9 protein-coding genes and 2 tRNA genes are annotated in these 20297 nt (G+C 31.3%); 5 read left to right on the top strand and 6 right to left on the bottom strand.

What is annotated here, in order from left to right; all coding sequences use genetic code 11:
- Positions 1-670 precede the first annotated feature (670 nt).
- Positions 671-9181: a T9SS type A sorting domain-containing protein gene (locus KV700_RS13435; protein ID WP_218598183.1), complete on the top strand. Its 8511-nt coding sequence runs from the start codon at positions 671-673 to the stop codon at positions 9179-9181.
- Between the two features lie 836 nt (positions 9182-10017).
- On the opposite strand, the gene KV700_RS13430 is transcribed toward KV700_RS13435, so the two are convergent.
- The 3 genes from KV700_RS13430 to KV700_RS13420 form a co-directional block, all read right to left on the bottom strand.
- Positions 10018-10164: a LysR family transcriptional regulator gene (locus KV700_RS13430; RefSeq protein WP_218599857.1), complete on the bottom strand. Its 147-nt coding sequence runs from the start codon at positions 10162-10164 to the stop codon at positions 10018-10020.
- Positions 10165-10307: 143 nt separating this feature from the next.
- Positions 10308-10475, bottom strand: coding sequence for a hypothetical protein (locus KV700_RS13425; protein ID WP_166387806.1), 168 nt, complete (start codon positions 10473-10475; stop codon positions 10308-10310).
- Between the two features lie 18 nt (positions 10476-10493).
- The gene (locus KV700_RS13420) at positions 10494-14543 is read right to left on the bottom strand and encodes a T9SS type A sorting domain-containing protein (RefSeq protein WP_218598182.1); all 4050 of its coding nucleotides are present in this window, start codon (positions 14541-14543) and stop codon (positions 10494-10496) included.
- Positions 14544-14930: 387 nt separating this feature from the next.
- Here KV700_RS13420 and KV700_RS13415 point away from each other — a divergent pair, with 387 nt between their 5' ends.
- Together KV700_RS13415 and KV700_RS13410 are read left to right on the top strand one after the other, a co-directional pair.
- Complete coding sequence (locus KV700_RS13415; RefSeq protein WP_166387810.1) at positions 14931-16403, top strand: LuxR C-terminal-related transcriptional regulator; 1473 nt, start codon at positions 14931-14933, stop codon at positions 16401-16403.
- 63 nt (positions 16404-16466) lie between these two features.
- A complete protein-coding gene (locus tag KV700_RS13410; RefSeq protein ID WP_368384774.1) occupies positions 16467-16607 on the top strand; it encodes a transposase in 141 nt (46 codons plus the stop codon).
- 101 nt (positions 16608-16708) lie between these two features.
- Here the strand turns inward: KV700_RS13410 and KV700_RS13405 are convergent.
- Positions 16709-16781 (bottom strand) — tRNA-Met (locus tag KV700_RS13405).
- A gap of 219 nt (positions 16782-17000) precedes the next feature.
- Positions 17001-17073, bottom strand: a tRNA-Met gene (locus KV700_RS13400).
- A gap of 177 nt (positions 17074-17250) precedes the next feature.
- Here KV700_RS13400 and era point away from each other — a divergent pair.
- Positions 17251-18135 carry a GTPase Era gene (gene era / locus KV700_RS13395; protein ID WP_166387816.1) on the top strand — a complete coding sequence of 295 codons (885 nt, stop codon included), beginning with the start codon at positions 17251-17253 and terminating at the stop codon, positions 18133-18135.
- A 99-nt stretch (positions 18136-18234) separates the two neighbouring features.
- Here the strand turns inward: era and KV700_RS13390 are convergent, their stop codons facing one another.
- Positions 18235-18744, bottom strand: a complete 510-nt coding sequence (locus KV700_RS13390; RefSeq protein WP_254712916.1) for a GTP-binding protein — start codon at positions 18742-18744, stop codon at positions 18235-18237.
- 177 nt (positions 18745-18921) lie between these two features.
- Between KV700_RS13390 and der the strand changes: the two genes are divergently transcribed.
- Entirely contained in the window at positions 18922-20232 is a 1311-nt protein-coding gene (der, locus tag KV700_RS13385) for a ribosome biogenesis GTPase Der (RefSeq protein WP_166387853.1), read from the top strand.
- Positions 20233-20297 lie beyond the last annotated feature (65 nt).

Raw genomic sequence — 20297 nt, 5'->3', positions numbered from 1 at the left:
TAAATTATTAAAAATCAGATAAAAAATAAAGCTATAATTATGAATTCCCTTAACTAAAAAGAGATTAAAAACAGAATTCTAAATGTAAAACTGTTCTTCTTTTATCTTTTTTCTACCGAAGCATCTGTTTATAACAGCGATAATTCTTAATTACCTCATTTACAAGTTCTCTAAAACAATTCTTTATTATTTTTTATTTTTTTTCAGATAGACTTTTAAACCCAAAAAAGTAACTTATTATTTATGCGTTTTATAAACTACGTATCGTAACAAAAACACTCACACATTATATATGTATGTATTAATTTAACTATTTTAGGTAAGGATTTTTTATATCATTTTTTTCAGCAACCACACCATTATATACTAAAAAACAGCATTCTATGTGTTTTGTATTTAAGGAATGCTACCACAATAGCAAAAGCACAATTAGATGTTTTATAATTGCTACAAATCATTAAATTAATTTAACCTAGTATAAACAAACATAGAAAAACCCTCAAATTTACTCCGTAAAAATCAATAAATAATTCTTACATTATATTTGTACATTTGCTAACTTAATACTAATTTTGCCAACTTAACTGCGCCCCTAAGCAGATTATGTCGTATTCCCCCTACGTATTTTACAATTTTAACAACTCCCCCAGAGAACAATAAAACAAAAACCATGAAAAAAAACACTTTTCAGGTATGTGAATTTGGGGAAATTCAACACCTATTTAACAACAGCTTAAAAAGCTTAACAATACTTACCGTATTGTTATTTGCCACTTCCTTTTCTATTAGTGCGCAAGGACCCGACACCAATGATAATATTAATTTTTACAAGAAGTTTTCTGGAGCCAATCTTACCTACAAACAAATTGGTAATAGTGAGGTTTCATACGAAACAACGGGAACAACTTACACTTGTATAAAAAATAATGGAAGAGCTACTAGTGCTAATTTATCTATACCTGCAGATGCAGTAATACAAGCAGTATACGTACAATGGTTTGCTCTTGTAAAACATGGTAGAACTGGTTTAACATCCTATAACCCTTTATCTACAACTATTCCTATTAAATTTCCTAACGGAATCACAAAAACCATAACACGAGATAAAAGTTATAAGGAAACTGTACCGTTTAATACCTTAAGTCCTCAATACGAAGGTTATTTAGCAGATATTACTGCAGAAGTATTAGCACAACCCAACCCTTCTGGAACGTATACTGCAGATGTTATCTCAACATCTACAAATAGCAATGTATTGTATAACTTTAATGCTGCTTGTGCATTTTCTCAAGAAAACGTAAGAGCATGGCAAATGCTTGTAGTATATAAATCTAGAACAGCTGAACCAGGTATCAATCAAGTATATGTATATGATGGTTTAAAAGGTTTTGTATATGGAGATATTACTGTTCCTGTAACAGGTTACAAAGTATATTCTGGTGATGTAGCAGGTAGTATATCTGTAGCTTCTTTACAAGGAGATGCAGCTATAGACGGAGAAAGTATTAAAGTTTCAGACAATGCCTTTGCAGACTTCCCTATAGATTTTGCAAATTCAGGAGGGGTTTCAGACCCAGCTCCAGGTAATAATGCTTATACAGGTAGCCCTTATGGAGCTTGGGATATAGATGTTGTAAACAGTAATTTTACAGCAGGTTCAACCAACTTAAATCTATACGCAGGGTCATGGCAAGATCTTATTATGTTAGATTTAATTGTATTAAAAATACCAACAGGAGGTTTAGTTGTAACTAAAAAAACTACCACACCTAAAGTTAATATCGGTGAAAATGGTACTTACCAAATAACTTTAACAAATGCTACCAATGTAGATTTAAAAGGCGTAACAGCTAAAGATATTCTACCAGCAGGTTTTACCTATGCATCTGGCGCTAATATTATATTAAAAGATGCTCAACAAACTTCTACAACAAAACCACAAGTTGGAGATACTACGCTTAATTGGGGGAAATTTAATATTGATGGTAAAGGAAGTGTTACTATTATTTTTGATGTAAATGTACCTATGAACCAACCTTTGGCAGTATACCAAAATAGTGCAACAGCTACTGTTACAACCCCAAATGATACCGTAATTACAAATTATGAATTTGGTGATTCTAATGATGAAGACATCACTGTAGGTAACCGTTGTGACGCAAAATCTTCTGGTAACTTAGATACAGACGGAGATGGTATTAGCGATATTTGTGATTTAGATGATGACAACGATGGTATTTTAGATGTTGATGAAGATATTTGTGATATCTATGGTACTCCTTTACTTAATGAAGATTTTGGTGTAGGTAATGCTACAACTAGTACTCGTTTATCTGGAGGGGCAACTACAGATTATAGATATTTAGAATTAAAAAACCCACGTAGTAATGATATCAGTCGTGATCTACAAGATGATCTTTACGCAGTATTTAATAACATCCCTAACTCCGCAAGTTGGGCAGATAGACAATGGCAAACTTTAGGAGACCATACAAGTGGTAGCTTAACACCAACAGCAGATAACATGTTAATGGTAAATGCAGGTACAACACCAGATGTCATTTATCAAAAAACAATAAAAGGTGTTACCGCAGGTGCTCTTTTAGACGTATCTTTTTGGGTATTAAATTTAGATGTTGACAATAACGTTAATGATAATCCTCTTAGAGTTTTACCAAACATACAAATAGAACTTTGGCAAAATGGAAAACTTTTAGGTCCTTCTGTAAATACAGGGAACATTGTTAGAGAAAAAGCAGGCAGTAAAGATGCATGGAAATATTACGGTACAAATGCTCCTTTAACTACATTAAATAACAGCGACATTACTGTTGTAATCAGAAACAATACAAAAGCAATATTTGGAAACGATTTAGCTATTGATGACATTATAGTAAGACAATTATGTAATACAGATTCAGATGGAGATGGTATTCCTAATCGTTTAGATTTAGATTCAGATAATGATGGTATTCCAGATGTAATAGAATCTGGTGGTAAAGATGAAAATCGTGATGGAATGGCAGATGGAGTTGTAGGTACTACACCATCAACTAACGGAATTCCTGCATCAGCAAATACAGGTAACACACCTACGTCAACAGACGGAGATGGTATACCAGATTATAAAGATATAGATGCCGATAATGATGGTATTCCAGATAATATAGAAGTACAAACAACAGCTGGCTATATTGCACCAAGTGGTATTGGTACAGGAATTAAAGACACTAATAAAAATGGTATAGATGACCTTTACGAAGTAGGCGGTAAAGTTTTTATACCTGTAGATACCGATGGTGATAAAATACCCGATTATTTAGATGCAGATTCAGACAATGATGGTATTCTTGATATTGCAGAAAATGGAGACCTTCAAAATATTCTTACAAAAAAAGACACAGATGGTGACGGTTTAGATGATGCTTTCGATGATAATACAGACAACCCTACTATTGGTTTTACTGTAAATGATGGTTTAAGTCCAGATAAAAAAGTAACCAGCTTGTTAACTTTAAAAAAATCTTTTGGTGATGAAGATAAAGACTTCGACCCTAATAACCCAAATACAGGTAATCTAGATTATAGAGATATTAAGGATAATGATAATGATGGTATTCCAGACAGCATCGATTTAGATGATGATAACGATGGCATACCTGATACTCTAGAAAATGGAGGAAACCTAGCTGAAGGGGATGAAGATGGAGATGGTATCCCTAACTATTTAGACAACCATGATGATGGTAACGATGGAGATGGAAGTACTACAAACTACGCAGATTCTAACAATGACGGCATACCAGATGTATATGATAACGACGGAGATGGTATTCCTAATCATTTCGATTTAGATTCAGATAATGATGGTATTCCAGATATCGTAGAAGCTGGTGGTATTGACACAGATGGAAACGGAAAAGTAGACGATCTTAATACTGATGGTACTCTTAAAAACGATATAGATAAAGACGGTTTAGATGATCGTTATGACGCTAATGTTACAGGTGGAACGAATGGAAAAAATATTACAAATCCAGATACAGACGGAGATGGTATTCCAGATACACAAGATTTAGACTCAGACAACGATGGTATCCCAGATATCGTAGAAGCAGGTGGTACAGACATTAATGGAGATGGTAAAGTAGACAACCTTAATGCTGATGGTACGCTAAAAAATGATGTAGATAATGATGGTTTTGATGATCTTGTAGATGGTGATGTTGGTCAACTTGGTACACCAAATAACAAAGACAATGCATTAGTTGTTACAGGAAGTGACACGAACAATGATGGTAAACCAGATTCTTATACAACAGGAGATGCAGATGGAGACGGTATACCAAACCACATAGACTTAGATTCAGATAACGATGGTATTACAGATATTACAGAAGCTGGTGGTATTGATGCCAATGGAGATGGAAAAATAGACAATATAAATACAGACGGTTCTCTTAAAAATGATGCTGACGAAGATGGTTTTGACGATGCTGTAGACGGAAGCGTTAATGGAAGTAACAACCCAAATAAAGCTTTAATAGTTACCGGAGCAGATACAGATAATGATGGTAAACCAAATTCTTATCCTAATGGAGATACAGACAAAGATGGTGTATTAGATTTTCTAGATTTAGACTCAGACAACGATGGTGTTGCAGATATTGTAGAAGCGGGTGGTATTGATACTGACGGAAACGGAAAAGTAGACGATATTAACAGTAACGGTACACTTAAAAACGATAAAGATAATGATGGTTTAGATGATCGTTATGATTCTCAAGTAACCGGTGCAACGAACGGAAATAACATTACAAACCCAGATACAGATGGTGATGGTATTCCAGATGCAAAAGATTTAGATTCAGACAATGATGGTGTTCCAGATGTTGTAGAAGCAGGTGGTACAGATGCTAATGGAGATGGTATTGCAGATAATTTCTTAGATACTGATGGTGACGGTTTTAATGATTATGTAGATGGTGATGTTAACGGAACTATCAACAAAAACAAAGCTTTAATACTTACAGGAAGTACAGACGCTAACAATGATGGTAAACCAGACGCTTACATAACTGGTGATACAGATAACGATGGTATCCCTAATTATTTAGATTTAGATTCAGACAATGATGGTATTCCAGATTTAGTAGAAGCTGGCGGAGTAGATGAAGACGGAAATGGTTTAGTAGATACTATTAATGCTGATGGTACGCTAAAAAATGACATTGATAACGATGGTTTTGATGATGCTGTAGATGGAAATGTTAACGGAACTAATAATAGTGCAAAAGCATTAATAGTTACCGGAGCAGATACAAACAACAATGGTAAACCTAATAGTTACCCTAATGGAGATACAGACCAAGATGGTACATTAGACATGTTAGACTTAGATGCCGATAATGATGGAATTCCAGATTTAATAGAAGCTGGCGGAGTAGATGAAGACGGAAATGGTTTAGTAGACAACATCAACAGTAATGGTACATTAATTAACGATACTGATAACGATGGTTTTGATGATGCTGTAGACGGAAAAGTTGGTACGATCAATAATAGCAACAATGCCTTAGTAGTTACTGGAGCAGATAATAATAACGATGGTAAACCAGACTCTTATATTACAGGAGATTCTGATAAGGATGGTATCCCTAATCATTTAGACCTAGATTCAGACAACGATGGTATTCCAGATGTTATAGAAGCTGGTGGTAAAGATACCAACAGAGATGGTAAACAAGATACTACAGTAGATAGTGATAATGATGGTTTTGACGATGCTGTAGATGGTTCTATAAGTGCTGCAAACCCTTTAATAATTACCGGACCAGATACAGATGCTACAAATACAACAATAGATGGTAAACCAAACTCTTATGTAAAAGGAGATGCCGATGCAGATGGTAAACCAAACTTTATAGACATTGATGCCGATGACGATGGTATTCCTGATAATATTGAAGGACAATCTACAAGTGGTTATAAAAAACCTTCTGGAGTTGGAAACAACATTGCAGACAGTAATAATAATGGTGTAGATGATACTTATGAAACTATTGGTGGCTATACAGGTTTTGGCATTATTCCAGAAAATACGGATGGAACTGACACTCCAGATTACTTAGATGCAGATTCAGATAATGACGGTGTACTTGATATTGCCGAAAACGGAGATTTACAAAATGCGCTTGCAAAGGATGCAAGTGGTAAATTATTAGATACAGATGGTGATGGTTTAAATGATGCTTTTGATGATAATTTAGACATTATAAATAACGGATTTACAGTAAATGATGGAGGAACAGCACCTAACAACATAGTAACAACATTAGCTATTTTAGAAAACGCTTTTGGAGATACAGATGGTAATTTCGATCCAAACAACCCAACTACTGGCAACCTAGATTATAGAGATATACCAGAAGCTTCAGACGTTATGATTACGCAAATTTATCAGTTTGGAGAAGAAAGATGGATTGAAATAACAAATATCGGTTCAGAAGACATTCCTGCTAACACAATTAAAGTTCAATTGTATCAAAATAAAACAATAGCTCAGGTTGATGCACTAGCAATAGCAACACCAACTGAAGAAGTTGTGGTAGATTCTGAGTTAAAAGTAGGTAAATCTATCTTGTTTAAAAACAAAACAACATCAGACATAACAAATTTAGGTGATGCAACAATCATAAAAAACAGCGCATTAACTGCAATTGTTGGAGCAAATGATATTATAACACTTTCATCTGCAACAGGAAATTTTGCATGGGCTAATAGATATGATATCGTTTCTAATATTACAGACAATACTTCATTTGTTAGAATAGATGAAGTAACGGCACCTAATAAAGATTATGTTTCTAGTGAATGGGTTGTATTTATAGATGATGCCATAAACACATACCAATCTGGTTATGGAGCAGGTAATGGAAACACGAAGAGACATCCTGAAGATCCATTAATCTCAGAAATAACAAGTTCTAATAAACAAGCAAATACATTGTTAGGTTTACATAGAATTAAAGAAACTACAACAAATGCAGGTGGTACTTGGGATAATGGTTTTCCAGACAGATCTCGTTATGTGATAGTTGATGAGTTTTATAACCATGAAAACAATAGATTAAGTGCAAGAAAATTAAAGGTTGTTAAGAATAATGAATTAAGAGTAACAGATCAATTATTAGTCGTTACTAATGATATAGAGTTAAACGGAGAAATTCGTTTATCTGGTTCTTCTGCTCAATTGATACAAACACACACAGATGGTAGTGAAGTATCTGGTGATGGACAATTATTTGTAGATCAAAACTCAGAAGTGCCTAGTTTATATCGTTATAACTACATGAGTTCACCAGTTACAACTTTAAATACAGACACCTATTCTTTAGAATCTGTTCTTAGAGACGGTACAACAACAAATACACCTAAAGAAATTACATTTGCTAATGGATATGATGGTTCATTTACTGGATCTGGTATTTCCTTAGCAGATTACTGGGTATATACCTATGCTCCTGCTAGTAACGGAAGAGCAAATTGGTTACATAAATATAAAAAAGGACTTATAGATAGAGGTGATGGTTATACTTTTAAAGGACCTGGAAGAAAACAAAACTACACATTTGTAGGTACCCCTAATGATGGTGAGTTTAAGACTAAGCAGATAACTGCTGGACAATCTTATTTAATAGGAAACCCCTTCCCTTCTGCTTTAAATGCTAGAAAATTTTTAGATGACAATAACACTTTAATATCAACACTTTATTTTTGGCAACATGTTGCGGAAACGGAAGCTTCAGGAACTGCAGGTCATAACTTTGGTGGTTATATTGGTGGTTATGCTGCTCAGAACGTAAGTATGGCAACTAAAGTAAAAACGGGAGAGACAGGACCTGTAAACTACACGCTTCTAGCTGAAGATGTAACTGAAACTACCGGTTTTTTAGAATCTATTATAAATCTATTAGGATCTGTAGTTAATTTAAACAGTAGAGATTATATCAAATTCTCTAACATTCCTAGAGGAGTAGAAACTTTAAAAATAAACTACGCATCACTATTAACTAAGAAGTTTAATATAAAAATTGATAATGTAGATAAAGGCGATTTTACTTTTCCTTCTACCGGTCTATTTTATAAAGATATAACCATAAATTTATGTATACCAGCAGGTAGTGATATTACTATAACTGCAACAAGCGACTTAGGTACGCTTGCTATAAACAAATTAATCTTTCAAGATGATGATGGCCTTATATCTTGTGTTGCTAACTCTGGTGGTAGTGAATATGATGATTTATACAAAGATCCAGAACCTTATGTTGCAATAGGACAGGGATTCTTTGTAGAAGGTATTGGTAACGGACAAATTAAATTTAACAATAGTCAAAGAGAATATAAAACAGAAGGAGCTGGTACCTCTATATTCTTAAAAAATAGTCAGAAAAAAACTGTAAAATCAGCTAATAATGAGCTACCTATATTAAAATTAGGAATGAGTTATTCTAATGATCAAGGAAGTAATTTACATCGTCAGATAGGGATTTCTTTTAATCAAGCAAATTCTTTTGGTTATGAAAAAGGATATGACTCAGAAATGTTTGATGTTAATACTACAGATTTCTATTGGAAGTTTCCAAATGATGCAAATAGCTATGTAATTTCTGGAGTACAAGAAATTTCTAGCGCATTAGAAGTACCATTAGAAGTTATTGTAAATGAAAACAGTATTATTACAATTGGTATTGATGAAATAAACAACATCAATCAAGATGTTTACATCAAAGACAAATTAACAGGTAAAACACAGAAAATAAATGATGTTAGTGCAACGTATCAATTAAAAACAGGTATCTACACAGACAGATTTGTTTTAGCTTTTAATGCAGCAGAAGGGACTTTATTAGGTGTTGAAGAAGATATACTTACTGGTAAAACGAGTATTTATGCAGACAATGATAATAACAACATTGTAATCTCTAAAAACCAAGAAGTAAATATTAATAATGTTGATTTATTTGACATACTTGGTAAAAAAGTAACTACTTGGAGTATTAAGGAACAAAAAAGTACTTACCAATTAGACATCAAAAAACAAATAACAGCAGGTGTTTATATTGTAAAAATGAATACCAATAAAGGCACTATAAGTAAGAAAGTAGTTATTGAATAACAAATACTCTACACCTCTATTTTAAAAATAGAGGTGTAGTTTTATAAAACTATATAGGAAAAGTTTTAAAGCTAAATATAATTATCAATAGCACTTTCTTATAAAGTGTGTAAATTTTAAAATCTCCGGTTAATTAATTAACCGGAGATTTTTTTTGTTTAAGTTTCACATACTTATAAAACCATAAGATTTTTAAAAGCAATTTAAAACGAATTAGAACTCACTATTTATTTTAGAACATACTAAAATCAGCCATATAAAAAACACTTAAAAGATAGTTAGATATTCATTTAGATTATGATAAGAATTAAAAATATACATCAATAAATTTTCTATACAGGTAAGCTAAGAAGAAATTAAAAACAACTTTAGTAGATACAGAAATAAACGCTTTAAGAGGTCGTGAAAAATCTATTAACACAATGTGTTATTAAAAAGGATAAAGTACTACAGAGGCTATGGAAAAGATTAATTTTAATGACTTCTATACCGTTTACCATTATAAAGTATTGTGTTTTTTAATGTGATATTTTTTTTAGAGGTTCTACTATAATATCTTCAATACCAAAACCTATAATTCTTGCCTCATAAACAGAATTTCTAGTAAGGCTTCTTAACTAATAATCCCCTTTTTAAAAGTGTAATTTTTAGTGCTTGTAACTAAACCAATTTCAACTTTTATAAATTTACTAAATAGTCATTTTCGGTTGGTGTTTTCTCTTCTAAGATTCCGAAATTTCGAATTTAGAAATTCTATTTTAAATTTGGAATTTACTTTAGCTATAAGACAATTTTCAAAAGTAGTTCTCATTAAAAACTTTATTAAATCAGATTTTTTAAAAAAAGAAAGTAGCATTATAGTCTTCTTCTAAATTTCTAATAGATTTATAAATTGCTTGCTGTTCTGTGAATAATTGTTCAGCAACTTTAATAAAACTTAAATAATTTGCAATTGTTAAAAAATATGAGAAGTTTTGTTTTATTAACAGCTTAGGTATAAATAGGGTTGTTAATAAAATGAATCTATTATTTTTAGGATAGCTTAAAAGTACATGTAAACTTATTTTAAGGCTGTATTATAATAAAAAACTCGATACTATTTCTAGTATCGAGTTTTAAGAATGGATTAAAATCCTACTCCAGGATTTTCTGGAAGCGCAGATGAGGCTTGTGCTTTTTGCGGACTTAAAATCATGTAAGTACCTAAAGCGGTTAACGCGGCATACTTGCCATATTTCCCTATCTTTTCTAAAGCTTCTTTTCTATCTATTTTATTTTCACTTTTAATATTCATGTTTTCTGTATTAAGAGGTTAGTCTATAATTATTTTTTTAGAAACAGATTTTCCTTCGGTAGTAACTTTAACTAAGTAAACTCCTTTAGAAAAACTACTTAAATTAATAGGACTGTATTTATCTGTGGATTGGTTTTGATTTAAAATAACTTTGCCATTAAGATCAAATAAATCAATTTTTAAAGCTCTTGCATTTGCTCCTTTTATTTGTAAGAAATTATTCTGATTATAAATCTGAATTTTTGTTACATCATTAGAAATTACACTTAAAGCCCGTGTAGAAAAATGTACATAAAAACGTCCAAAACCACTAACATCACTACTTAAAGTTAAGGTATAGTTTTTGGTATCGCTTAACTCATAAGAGCTACCAGTTTCTTTATCTTCTAAGTAAACCTTCATTCCTTCTGGTAAATTACTATTTAATGCAGAAAAAGTAATTTTCTCATTTGCTTTACCTTTAAGGTTTAAAGAAATTACTTGGTTTTCATAATTGTTATTAGGTATTGTTTGAATTGTATAATCTGTATCTGTAGCATTATCTAACAATTTAGTTGTTAAATCAAATTCTGAAGAATTAAAATTGATGATATCTCTACCTGCATCAAAACCTACAGTTGCATTTTCAGAAAATAAAACATCTGTATTTACTTTTAGGTTTCCTTTAGCAACATATAATTTTATATAAGATGTTGTTTCTGCACTTTTATTAAAAGTACGATTTCCTGTAAGCGCTGTTTTAGTTCCTATTTTAGTGTTATTAAAAACAACCATTTCATCGGTTCCAGAAGGTTTCATTTTTATAAAAAATCCTTGACCTGGAGCTAATACTTTAGTCGTTGTAGATTCTGCGGAGTAAGCAACATATTTCGCTTGGCTATTTTCCCAAACATAAACTGCAGGAGCATCTATAGCTAATTTAGCAATATTATCTTGTATAAAATCTCCAGAAGTACCTTTATTTGCTGGGTAAAATGCTGTATAGGGATTACCTATTGCCATCCATTTACCATGTGTAGCAGAAACATTTAAGGTATTTGTTTGTAAATTTCCCGTAAAAGTAACTTCTCCATCGGTTCCTCTAGAAACAGAATATCCATTACCCTTTTCAAATGCTACTGCGGCACCTACATTTACATCAAAATATTCCCATTTTTCACCGGTTGCATTTGCATCATTATATTTTGCAATTGCATATCTGTTTGGATCTGTACCTGTGTTTGTGTTTTTTCTGATATCATTAGCTGTATTTAAAGCAAAATCTTTTACTTTTTGTCCTGTTACAGTAGGCGTAATAAGACTCCATTGAGTAGCTAATAAACCACCTCTTACATAAGTTATGTTACCAGTACTGTTTCCTTTTACAATTAATACACCACTATCTGCAGCATCAGAATTTATTTGTAAAACGCTATTTGTAGAAGTAGAAGTAAAATCATTTTGCACAGTTAAATCTCTTGTTTTATCAATAGTTAAAAGTGCTCCATCTAAAATTTCTAAAGATTTTGTGATAGCTCCATCTGTATTTACGGTAACATTCTCTGTACCTTTAATTAAAACATCGTCTGTAGCGGTTGGTATTGTATTGCCTTCCCAATTGTTAGTTGTTAGCCAGTTGTTATCAAAAATATTATCAAAATATTTTTGATCATTATATACCCACATACCTCTACCAAAAGTACCTACGTATACGTTACCATTATTTGCACTTATTTTAATATCGCTTATTCTTACGTTTGGTAAACCGGTTCCTAATTTAGACCAATTAGTTGTTGAGTTGTCTGTAAAGTAGACACCAATTTCAGTTCCTAGATAGATTGTTTCATTCGTTTTATTTGGGTCTAAAATAACTTTAAACATAGTTATGTTAGGTAAATCACTACTTATATTAGTCCAAGTATTTCCATTATCTAAACTCTTATACACCTTTTTACCGGCTTCGTAACTTTTTACGGTTGCATAAACCGTATTGGTGTTAGGTACACCATATATACTATTAATTGTTACACCAGCAGGACTTGTAATTGTAGACCAAGTTGCACCATCATCTATACTTCTTTTAAGTGTAGAAGCTTCTGCAATTTCTCCAATTGCAAATATTCTAACAGAAGAATTGTTTAGAGAAACATCTAGAAATTCTGTTTTTGTTAAGCCAGAGTTAAGCATGGTCCAATCGCTAATACCAACACCACCTCTATTTGTAGCTTTTTTAACATCTCCGTGCCCCGCATAAATAGTTGCGGCATCAGTAGGGTGTAATGCTAATGGAGAAATAAATGCTGCATTGGTTGCATCTGAAGGTAATACTTGTATTGCATTTTCATAATGTAGCGCATAACCATCATCTGTTCTGTTTAATTGACCATTGGTTCCTCCTAAATATCTAATAGCAGGGTTTTCTATATCAATAGCTGTACCTGTTCCGTCTCCTGCTACTGCAGCAACCCATTGTTGAACTCCATTTTTATATACTTTAGAAAAACCATCATTATCTTGATTAGCCATCATGTAATCATCACCATTTAAACCATGTGTAATAGCAATATTATAAGATTGTGTAATAATTAAGCCACTAGAAATATCTGGGAAATCTGCTTCTGAAGTTGGTGAGAAAGACCCCATTCTAAGTCCTGCGTCATTTCCGTTAATAATAGTAGAATTATCTTTAAATAATAAAAAGTGATGATCTGCATGTACGTGAATTTGATCTTCTGGTGCTGGGTTAGTATATGCATTTAAAACAGGAGAAAAAGTATTTCCATTATCTGTAGATTTCCATCCTTGTACACCACCAACCATTAAATTCATTGGGTTTGTTGGCGAAACAGCAATACATTGTATATACCCTTGTTGAGAATCAAAAGGAGTAGGAGTACCGTTAATAAGTGCTGTAACATGTATAGATTTAACTAAGTCTGCAGCAGTATTATCAAAATCAAAATAATATTTTTTAAAATAACCATTTTGATCTATTCCATAAAAATACTCTGTATCTGCTGGCGTAGATGCAAGTCTTAATTTATTTACTGTAGGGTAGTCTCCTGCTACTGCTGGTGCTGCTGCCTTTAGAACAGGGTGTTGTATAAAACTAACTCCGGCATTAGTAGAATACCATATTCCTCCCCAGACATCAGAAACCACAATTTTGTTCGGATCATTTGGGTGAATAACCAATGATTGAAATTCTTCATTATAACTATATGGGTGCGTAAATGTAGCGTCGGTCCAAGTATCTCCATTATTTGTAGACTTTCTTATTCTATCATTTGTTAAAGCGTATAAAATTGATGGATTATTTGTAGCGAATGCAATATCTCTAATGTACTCATTTTGACTTAATGAAAAACTAAAATCTGGTACAACAGTCCAAGTGTCTCCAGCATCTGTAGATTTAAATAAACCTATAGAACTAATATGACCACTATCTCTATCTCCAGTTGCCATATAAAGAATATTTGTATTGTTTGGATGAATTAAGATATCTGTAACGCCCATACCAGCCAAATTATCTGTTTTTGGCACCCAAGTAGCTCCTTTATTTGAAGTTTTCCATAAACCACCTGCAGGCGTACCTACATACATAATATTATCATTATTAGGATCTACAGCCACAACATCAACTCTACCAGGTCCTGGGTAATCAAAGTTCTCATTTTTGTTTACAATTGCTGTTGGTCCTATTTGTAACCAAGGTTTTGTTGTAGAGGCCGTTTTAGCTTTTGTAGTAGAAGAAGTTCTAGCGCTTGTATTAGAATTATTTACTAGTAAATTTAAATACTCTTCTTTATTAACTTGGTTCTTAGGGAATGTACCGTTAGAGTTTACTCTATCTTTCCAGCTCCAAGCCCAACGTTCAAATATTTTTCTAGTTTTCTTTTCTAATCTAGTTTCTACAGTTTTAGAATTTCTTCTTTTTTCTACAAACTGCGCTCTAGTTTTATTTACAATCTCAAAGAAATTACTATTTTCTTTGGAGGCCTCTTTTTTATAATTTATTTTTTGTGCGTTTACTTGAATGCAGCCAATAAAAAATAAAATAAAATATACTTTGTGTACTGTATTTTTCATGTTTTATTTTGTGTTAAAAAAATGTTAACACAAATATCTTCTTTTTATTTGATTTTGTATTATGAAAACATTGAGACAGAGTAAAATAAGACTACGCATTAACTACGCAAACATAGTTAAATAGGTTTTTTTAAGGCTATACAAGGTAGGTAGGTGTTTTTTTTATTATATAATAATTCGTTTTTCAACGAAATGATAAAAGTAATTATATCTTGCTTTTTCTTTTTGCTTTAGTACTTTTGTTGAAAGCGATTTTAATAGTAATTTTTTTAATATATTTTTGTGTCAAATTTATTTAGGTTTTTCTTTTTTCTTTTAAGTGTTCAATGCTATGCGCAAAAAACTGATAATATTTATTTAAGGTATCTAGATTCTGCAAGTAATAGAATGGATAATTATCCAAGGATATCAGAAAAATTTTTAGATTCCATACCTAAACCTTTAGAAGAAAATATTAAAGGACAAATTGCAAAATACTATCATCTTAAGGCAGTATTAAGTAGTCATTTAAATCGTCAGGCAGAGATATATCATTATAATATTCTTTCTTTAAAATATGCAGAAAAAGAAGAAAATTACGAGTTAGCTGGTGCTGCAAGTATAGAGTTGTTCTATAACTTATATATTGTAAAAAAAGAGACCAGCTCTTTAAATTATCTTAAAAAGGCAGAAGAGTTTTATACTAAGGATAAAAACAAAGATGGATTAACAGATGTAATGCAAATGAAGGCTTACATTGAACTTTATAACAAGAATTATAAAAAAAGCAACGATTTAATTCTGCCTAAATTAGATTATTATAGCTCTATAAAAGATGATTCTTTCTACTATTTATATGCATTGTTTATGACAACTTTAAATTTTAGTTACCTAGATGATGATATAAATCGTGATAAATATTACGCCCTTTTTAAAACACTAGAAAACGATACTACTATTTCTCCTTTGCTTTTTAACATACACGATGTTACTTTAAAACTGATTATGGTAGAAAAATTTTTAGGTGAAAAAAAACTAGACGCTGCTTTGTTATCTTTAAAAAAAGCAGGTGAGTTGCATGCCTATATGAACAATTCTGATAAAGAGAATTATTACACCTATTATATAGACTATTATAAGGAATTAAAAGATGCTAAAAATGAAAATAATTATATAGACTCTCTTAAATACCTCCATGAAAATTTAGTTAAAGAAAATATTGATGCTAGTTTTAATATTAGTGAATCCTTTTTAGAAAATTCTAAAATTTTAGAAGTAGAAACAAATAAAAATATTTTAAATAGAAATTGGATTATTTTTTTAATATCCTTATTAATTGTAACTATTATTTTCGTAGCTATAAAATATAAGAGTCTAAAAAGAATTTTAAGTGATTTTACAAAACGTAGAAAAGAATATTCTTTAATTGAAAATAATCATGACAAATTAAAGTTAAAAGTAAAAGGTTTAGAAAATTATATAGTAGATTTAAAGAAAGAGATTAAAAATATTTCTTCAATTACAAATATAGACGATCAAAGAAGTAAAATTAAAGATCTTCATAAAGAAATTCATCATAGCTCTTCTGTTCTTTTAGAAAAAGGAGAAGATCATTTAGATTTAATAAATAATCTTAATGTAGAGTTTTTTAATAAAATGTCTCTAAAACATCCAGAGTTAAACCCTTCTGAAGTAATTATATGTTACTATCTATTTATGGGGTTTAAGAATAAAGAAATTGGTGTTTTTTTAAATACATCTGTTAGGTCTGTAGAGAGTAAAAGATATAGAATTACAAATAAGCTAAATGTTAAAAAAGAAGATTTTAAATTGGTAGATTATTTGATAGAAAGCTTTAAAGATACTGCTACTTCTAATTAATAAAAATAGTTAAGATTAATTAACCTGAGATTTTAAAACTTACACAGTTTCAGACAGTACTTAATTATCAACTATTTTGACAATAGAAGTACAAATGCTTCTGCAGAATCGTTTAATGCTAAAATAAAAGCATTTAGAGCACAATTTAGAGGTGTTAGAAACATCAAATTTTTCCTTTTTAGACTCTCAAATATTTATGCCTAATTTCTAAATCCCACAACTTTTGGACTTGATCCTTTTTAAGCTTAATTTATTTAAATTTAACGCAAAAAAAAGAGTAATCATTGCTGATTACTCTTTGATAGTAGCGGGAACTGGACTCGAACCAGTGACCTTCGGGTTATGAGCCCGACGAGCTACCTACTGCTCTATCCCGCGTTGTACTTCGAAAATAACAACTTAGCTTTTAACTTTCGAATCATAAAATCGATTAGTTATTTCCGGCTGCAAACATACAACTTAATTAGAGAATTACGATCTTTTTAAATAAAAATTATAAATATATTTTTTATTGATACTTGATCCACAAAAACCAACTTTAAAAATAAAAATTTAACGCAAAAAAAAGAGTAATCATTGCTGATTACTCTTTTATAGTAGCGGGAACTGGACTCGAACCAGTGACCTTCGGGTTATGAGCCCGACGAGCTACCTACTGCTCTATCCCGCGTTGTACTTCGAAAATAACAACTTAGCTTTTAACTTTCGAATCATAAAATCGACTCTTATTTCCGACTGCAAATATACAACTTAATTAAATAACTGACCAAACTTTTTTTTATTTTTTTAAAACATTTTTTAATACACTAAATTCTAATCAAATATAAAAAGGAATTATCTTTGCACCATGACGCATAAAGCAGGTTTTGTAAATATTATAGGAAATCCTAACGTAGGTAAATCAACATTAATGAATGCCCTAGTGGGTGAAAAGCTGTCTATCATAACAGCGAAGGCACAAACAACAAGGCATAGAATCTTAGGAATTGTAAATGAAGACGACTTTCAGATTGTCTTTTCCGATACGCCAGGTATTTTAAAACCTGCCTACGAGCTGCAATCTTCTATGATGGATTTTGTAAAATCTGCCTTCGAGGATGCAGACATACTTATCTATATGGTAGAAGTTGGTGAAAAAGAATTAAAAAATGAAGCTTTCTTTAAAAGAATTATACATAGTGAAATACCTGTTATCTTACTTTTAAATAAAATTGATAAATCTTCTCAGGAAGAAGTAGAAGAAAAAATTGAGTACTGGAAAAATAAAGTTCCGAATGCAGAAGTGTTTGTAATTTCTGCCTTAGAGAAATTTAATGTTCCTGCAGTTTTCGATAAAATAAAGGAATTATTACCAGAAGGTCCTGCTTTTTATCCGAAGGATCAATTAACAGATAAACCTGAACGTTTTTTTGTAAATGAAAAAATTAGAGAAAAGATTCTAATGCATTACAAAAAAGAAATTCCGTATTCTGTAGAAGTAGAAACAGAAGAATTTATAGAGGAAGAAAATATTGTTAGAATTCGTTCTATTATTATGGTAGAAAGAGAAACTCAGAAAGGAATCATAATTGGCCATAAAGGGTCTGCACTAAAACGTGTTGGTGCAGAAGCAAGAAAAGATTTAGAAAAATTCTTCGAGAAAAAAGTTTTTATAGAACTGTATGTAAAGGTTAATAAAAACTGGCGTAGCGATAAAACGCAACTAAAACGTTTTGGTTATAATCAAAGTTAATTTAAAAGATCTCTATTAGACCTATTTTAAAAGGTTTATTAAAAATATCATTCCCGTTAATGTTGCTTTCAACAGACAAAACGGGAATGATATTAATATTTATTGCTCAATAATAGTGATTAATAGACTGTGTAATTCTTTCATCTGATTTTTCCCTGTCTCCTTACCTATACTTCCCAAAAAATATAACAACAGCCATATTAAAGGCAGTGCAACTAAAACAGCAATAGGAAACACCAAACTTTCTGCTAACCTATATTGCACGTAAGCAAACACTCCTACTCCTAAAAACAAGGTGGCTACCACAAAATGGACAAACATAAAAAGTGTCCAGACTTGTGGTTTTGGCCCAAAAAGTCCTTTTAAAGTAGATGAACTCTCACTAACTTCTACAATTTCAAAATGCAATTGAGGCGACCAAAAATGACTTTTCCTTACAGGAATATCAATAAAAACATGTTTATCTGCAACATTACTTCGATATATACAAGCATCACTTTTTAGATACCTTGTAATTCTTTCTAGCAATTCTTCCGAATTCTCTTCTAAGTCAATAGAAAACCTAGGTCTTAAAAAAAAATCACTATTTCTTTTTTCTTGAATACTCATTAAATTGATATTATTTTTTAAATGTAATTAAAAATTCCATTTTGATAACAATTCAAGCTAAAATCAATAAAAAAAACAGACAAACTTCCTTAGATTTTTTTTAGTATTTTAAAGACTTTATTTTTTACATCTTTCTTACAAGCTTAAATTGTATCTTTGCAAAAATTTTCAATAGAGATGAACAGTATTGTTGCCATTGTAGGAAGACCAAATGTAGGAAAGTCAACGCTTTTTAATAGACTGGTACAAAGAAGAGAAGCCATTGTAGATTCTGTAAGCGGAGTTACAAGAGATAGACATTATGGAAAATCTGACTGGAATGGTAAAGAATTTTCAGTAATCGATACTGGTGGATACATTACTGGTTCTGACGATATTTTTGAAGGTGAAATTAGAAAACAAGTAAATCTTGCCATTGAAGAAGCAGATTTAATTGTTTTTGTTGTAAACGTAGAAGACGGTATTACACCTATGGATGCAGAAGTTGCAAAACTTTTACGCAAGGTTAAAAAACCAATCTTTACGGTAGTTAACAAAGTAGATAACGCAATGCGTGAGCCTGACGCTATAGAGTTTTACAACTTAGGCTTAGGAGAATACTTTACAATTGCGTCTATTAACGGAAGTGGAACTGGAGAATTACTAGATGCATTAGCAGAAAGAATGCCAGCACCAGAAGAAGTAGATTTAGAAAAAGAAGCATTACCAAGATTTGCTGTAGTTGGAAGACCAAATGCAGGAAAATCTTCATTTATAAACGCTTTAATTGGGCAAGATAGAAATATTGTAACAGATATTGCAGGTACAACTAGAGATTCTATTGATACACAATACAATCGATTTGGTTTCGATTTTAACTTAGTAGATACTGCTGGGATTCGTAAAAAATCTAGAGTTAAAGAAGATTTAGAATTTTATTCTGTAATGCGTGCTGTACGTACCATAGAATATTCTGATGTTATTGTTTTAGTTGTAGATGCTACTCGTGGTTTTGAAGGTCAGGATCAAAATATATTTTGGTTGGCAGAAAAAAACAGAAAAGGAGTTGTAATCTTAATTAATAAATGGGATTTAATAGAGAAAGAAACCAATACCATGCGAGATTTTGAAGCAATGGTTAGAAAACAAATTGAACCTTTTACAGATGTGCCAATTGTATTTATTTCTGCTTTAACTAAACAACGTTTGTTTAAAGCAATAGAAACTGCAGTTGAAGTTTTTCAGAAAAGAAAAACAAAAATACAGACAAGTAAGTTTAATGAGACTATGTTAGACATCATTAAAACTTCTCCACCTCCTGCAATAAAAGGAAAGTTTGTAAAAATTAAATACTGTATGCAATTGCCTACGCAAACACCGCAATTTGTATTTTTCTGTAACTTACCACAATACGTTAGAGATTCTTACAGACGTTTTCTTGAAAACAAATTAAGAGATATTTACGATTTTTCTGGAGTACCAATTACTATATATTTTAGACAGAAATAAACCTATTTGTAACGTTTGTTACCTTTACACGTCTAAGACAATAGTAATATTGTAATTCTATTCTA

It is taken from the genome of Polaribacter sp. NJDZ03, assembly GCF_019263805.1.
Lineage (GTDB): Bacteria > Bacteroidota > Bacteroidia > Flavobacteriales > Flavobacteriaceae > Polaribacter.
The sequence above is the reverse complement of the archived record's forward strand: the minus strand, read 5'-3'. Positions and strand labels throughout refer to the sequence as shown.

What these genes read in the sequence shown, in the direction of transcription:
- KV700_RS13420 (WP_218598182.1), bottom strand. Translation starts at nt 14,543, where the DNA reads ATGAAAAATACAGTACACAAAGTATATTTTATTTTATTTTTTATTGGC.
- KV700_RS13415 (WP_166387810.1), top strand. Translation starts at nt 14,931, where the DNA reads ATGGATAATTATCCAAGGATATCAGAAAAATTTTTAGATTCCATACCT.
- KV700_RS13425 (WP_166387806.1), bottom strand. Translation starts at nt 10,475, where the DNA reads ATGAATATTAAAAGTGAAAATAAAATAGATAGAAAAGAAGCTTTAGAA.
- der (WP_166387853.1), top strand. Translation starts at nt 18,922, where the DNA reads ATGAACAGTATTGTTGCCATTGTAGGAAGACCAAATGTAGGAAAGTCA.
- KV700_RS13390 (WP_254712916.1), bottom strand. Translation starts at nt 18,744, where the DNA reads ATGAGTATTCAAGAAAAAAGAAATAGTGATTTTTTTTTAAGACCTAGG.
- era (WP_166387816.1), top strand. Translation starts at nt 17,251, where the DNA reads ATGACGCATAAAGCAGGTTTTGTAAATATTATAGGAAATCCTAACGTA.
- KV700_RS13435 (WP_218598183.1), top strand. Translation starts at nt 671, where the DNA reads ATGAAAAAAAACACTTTTCAGGTATGTGAATTTGGGGAAATTCAACAC.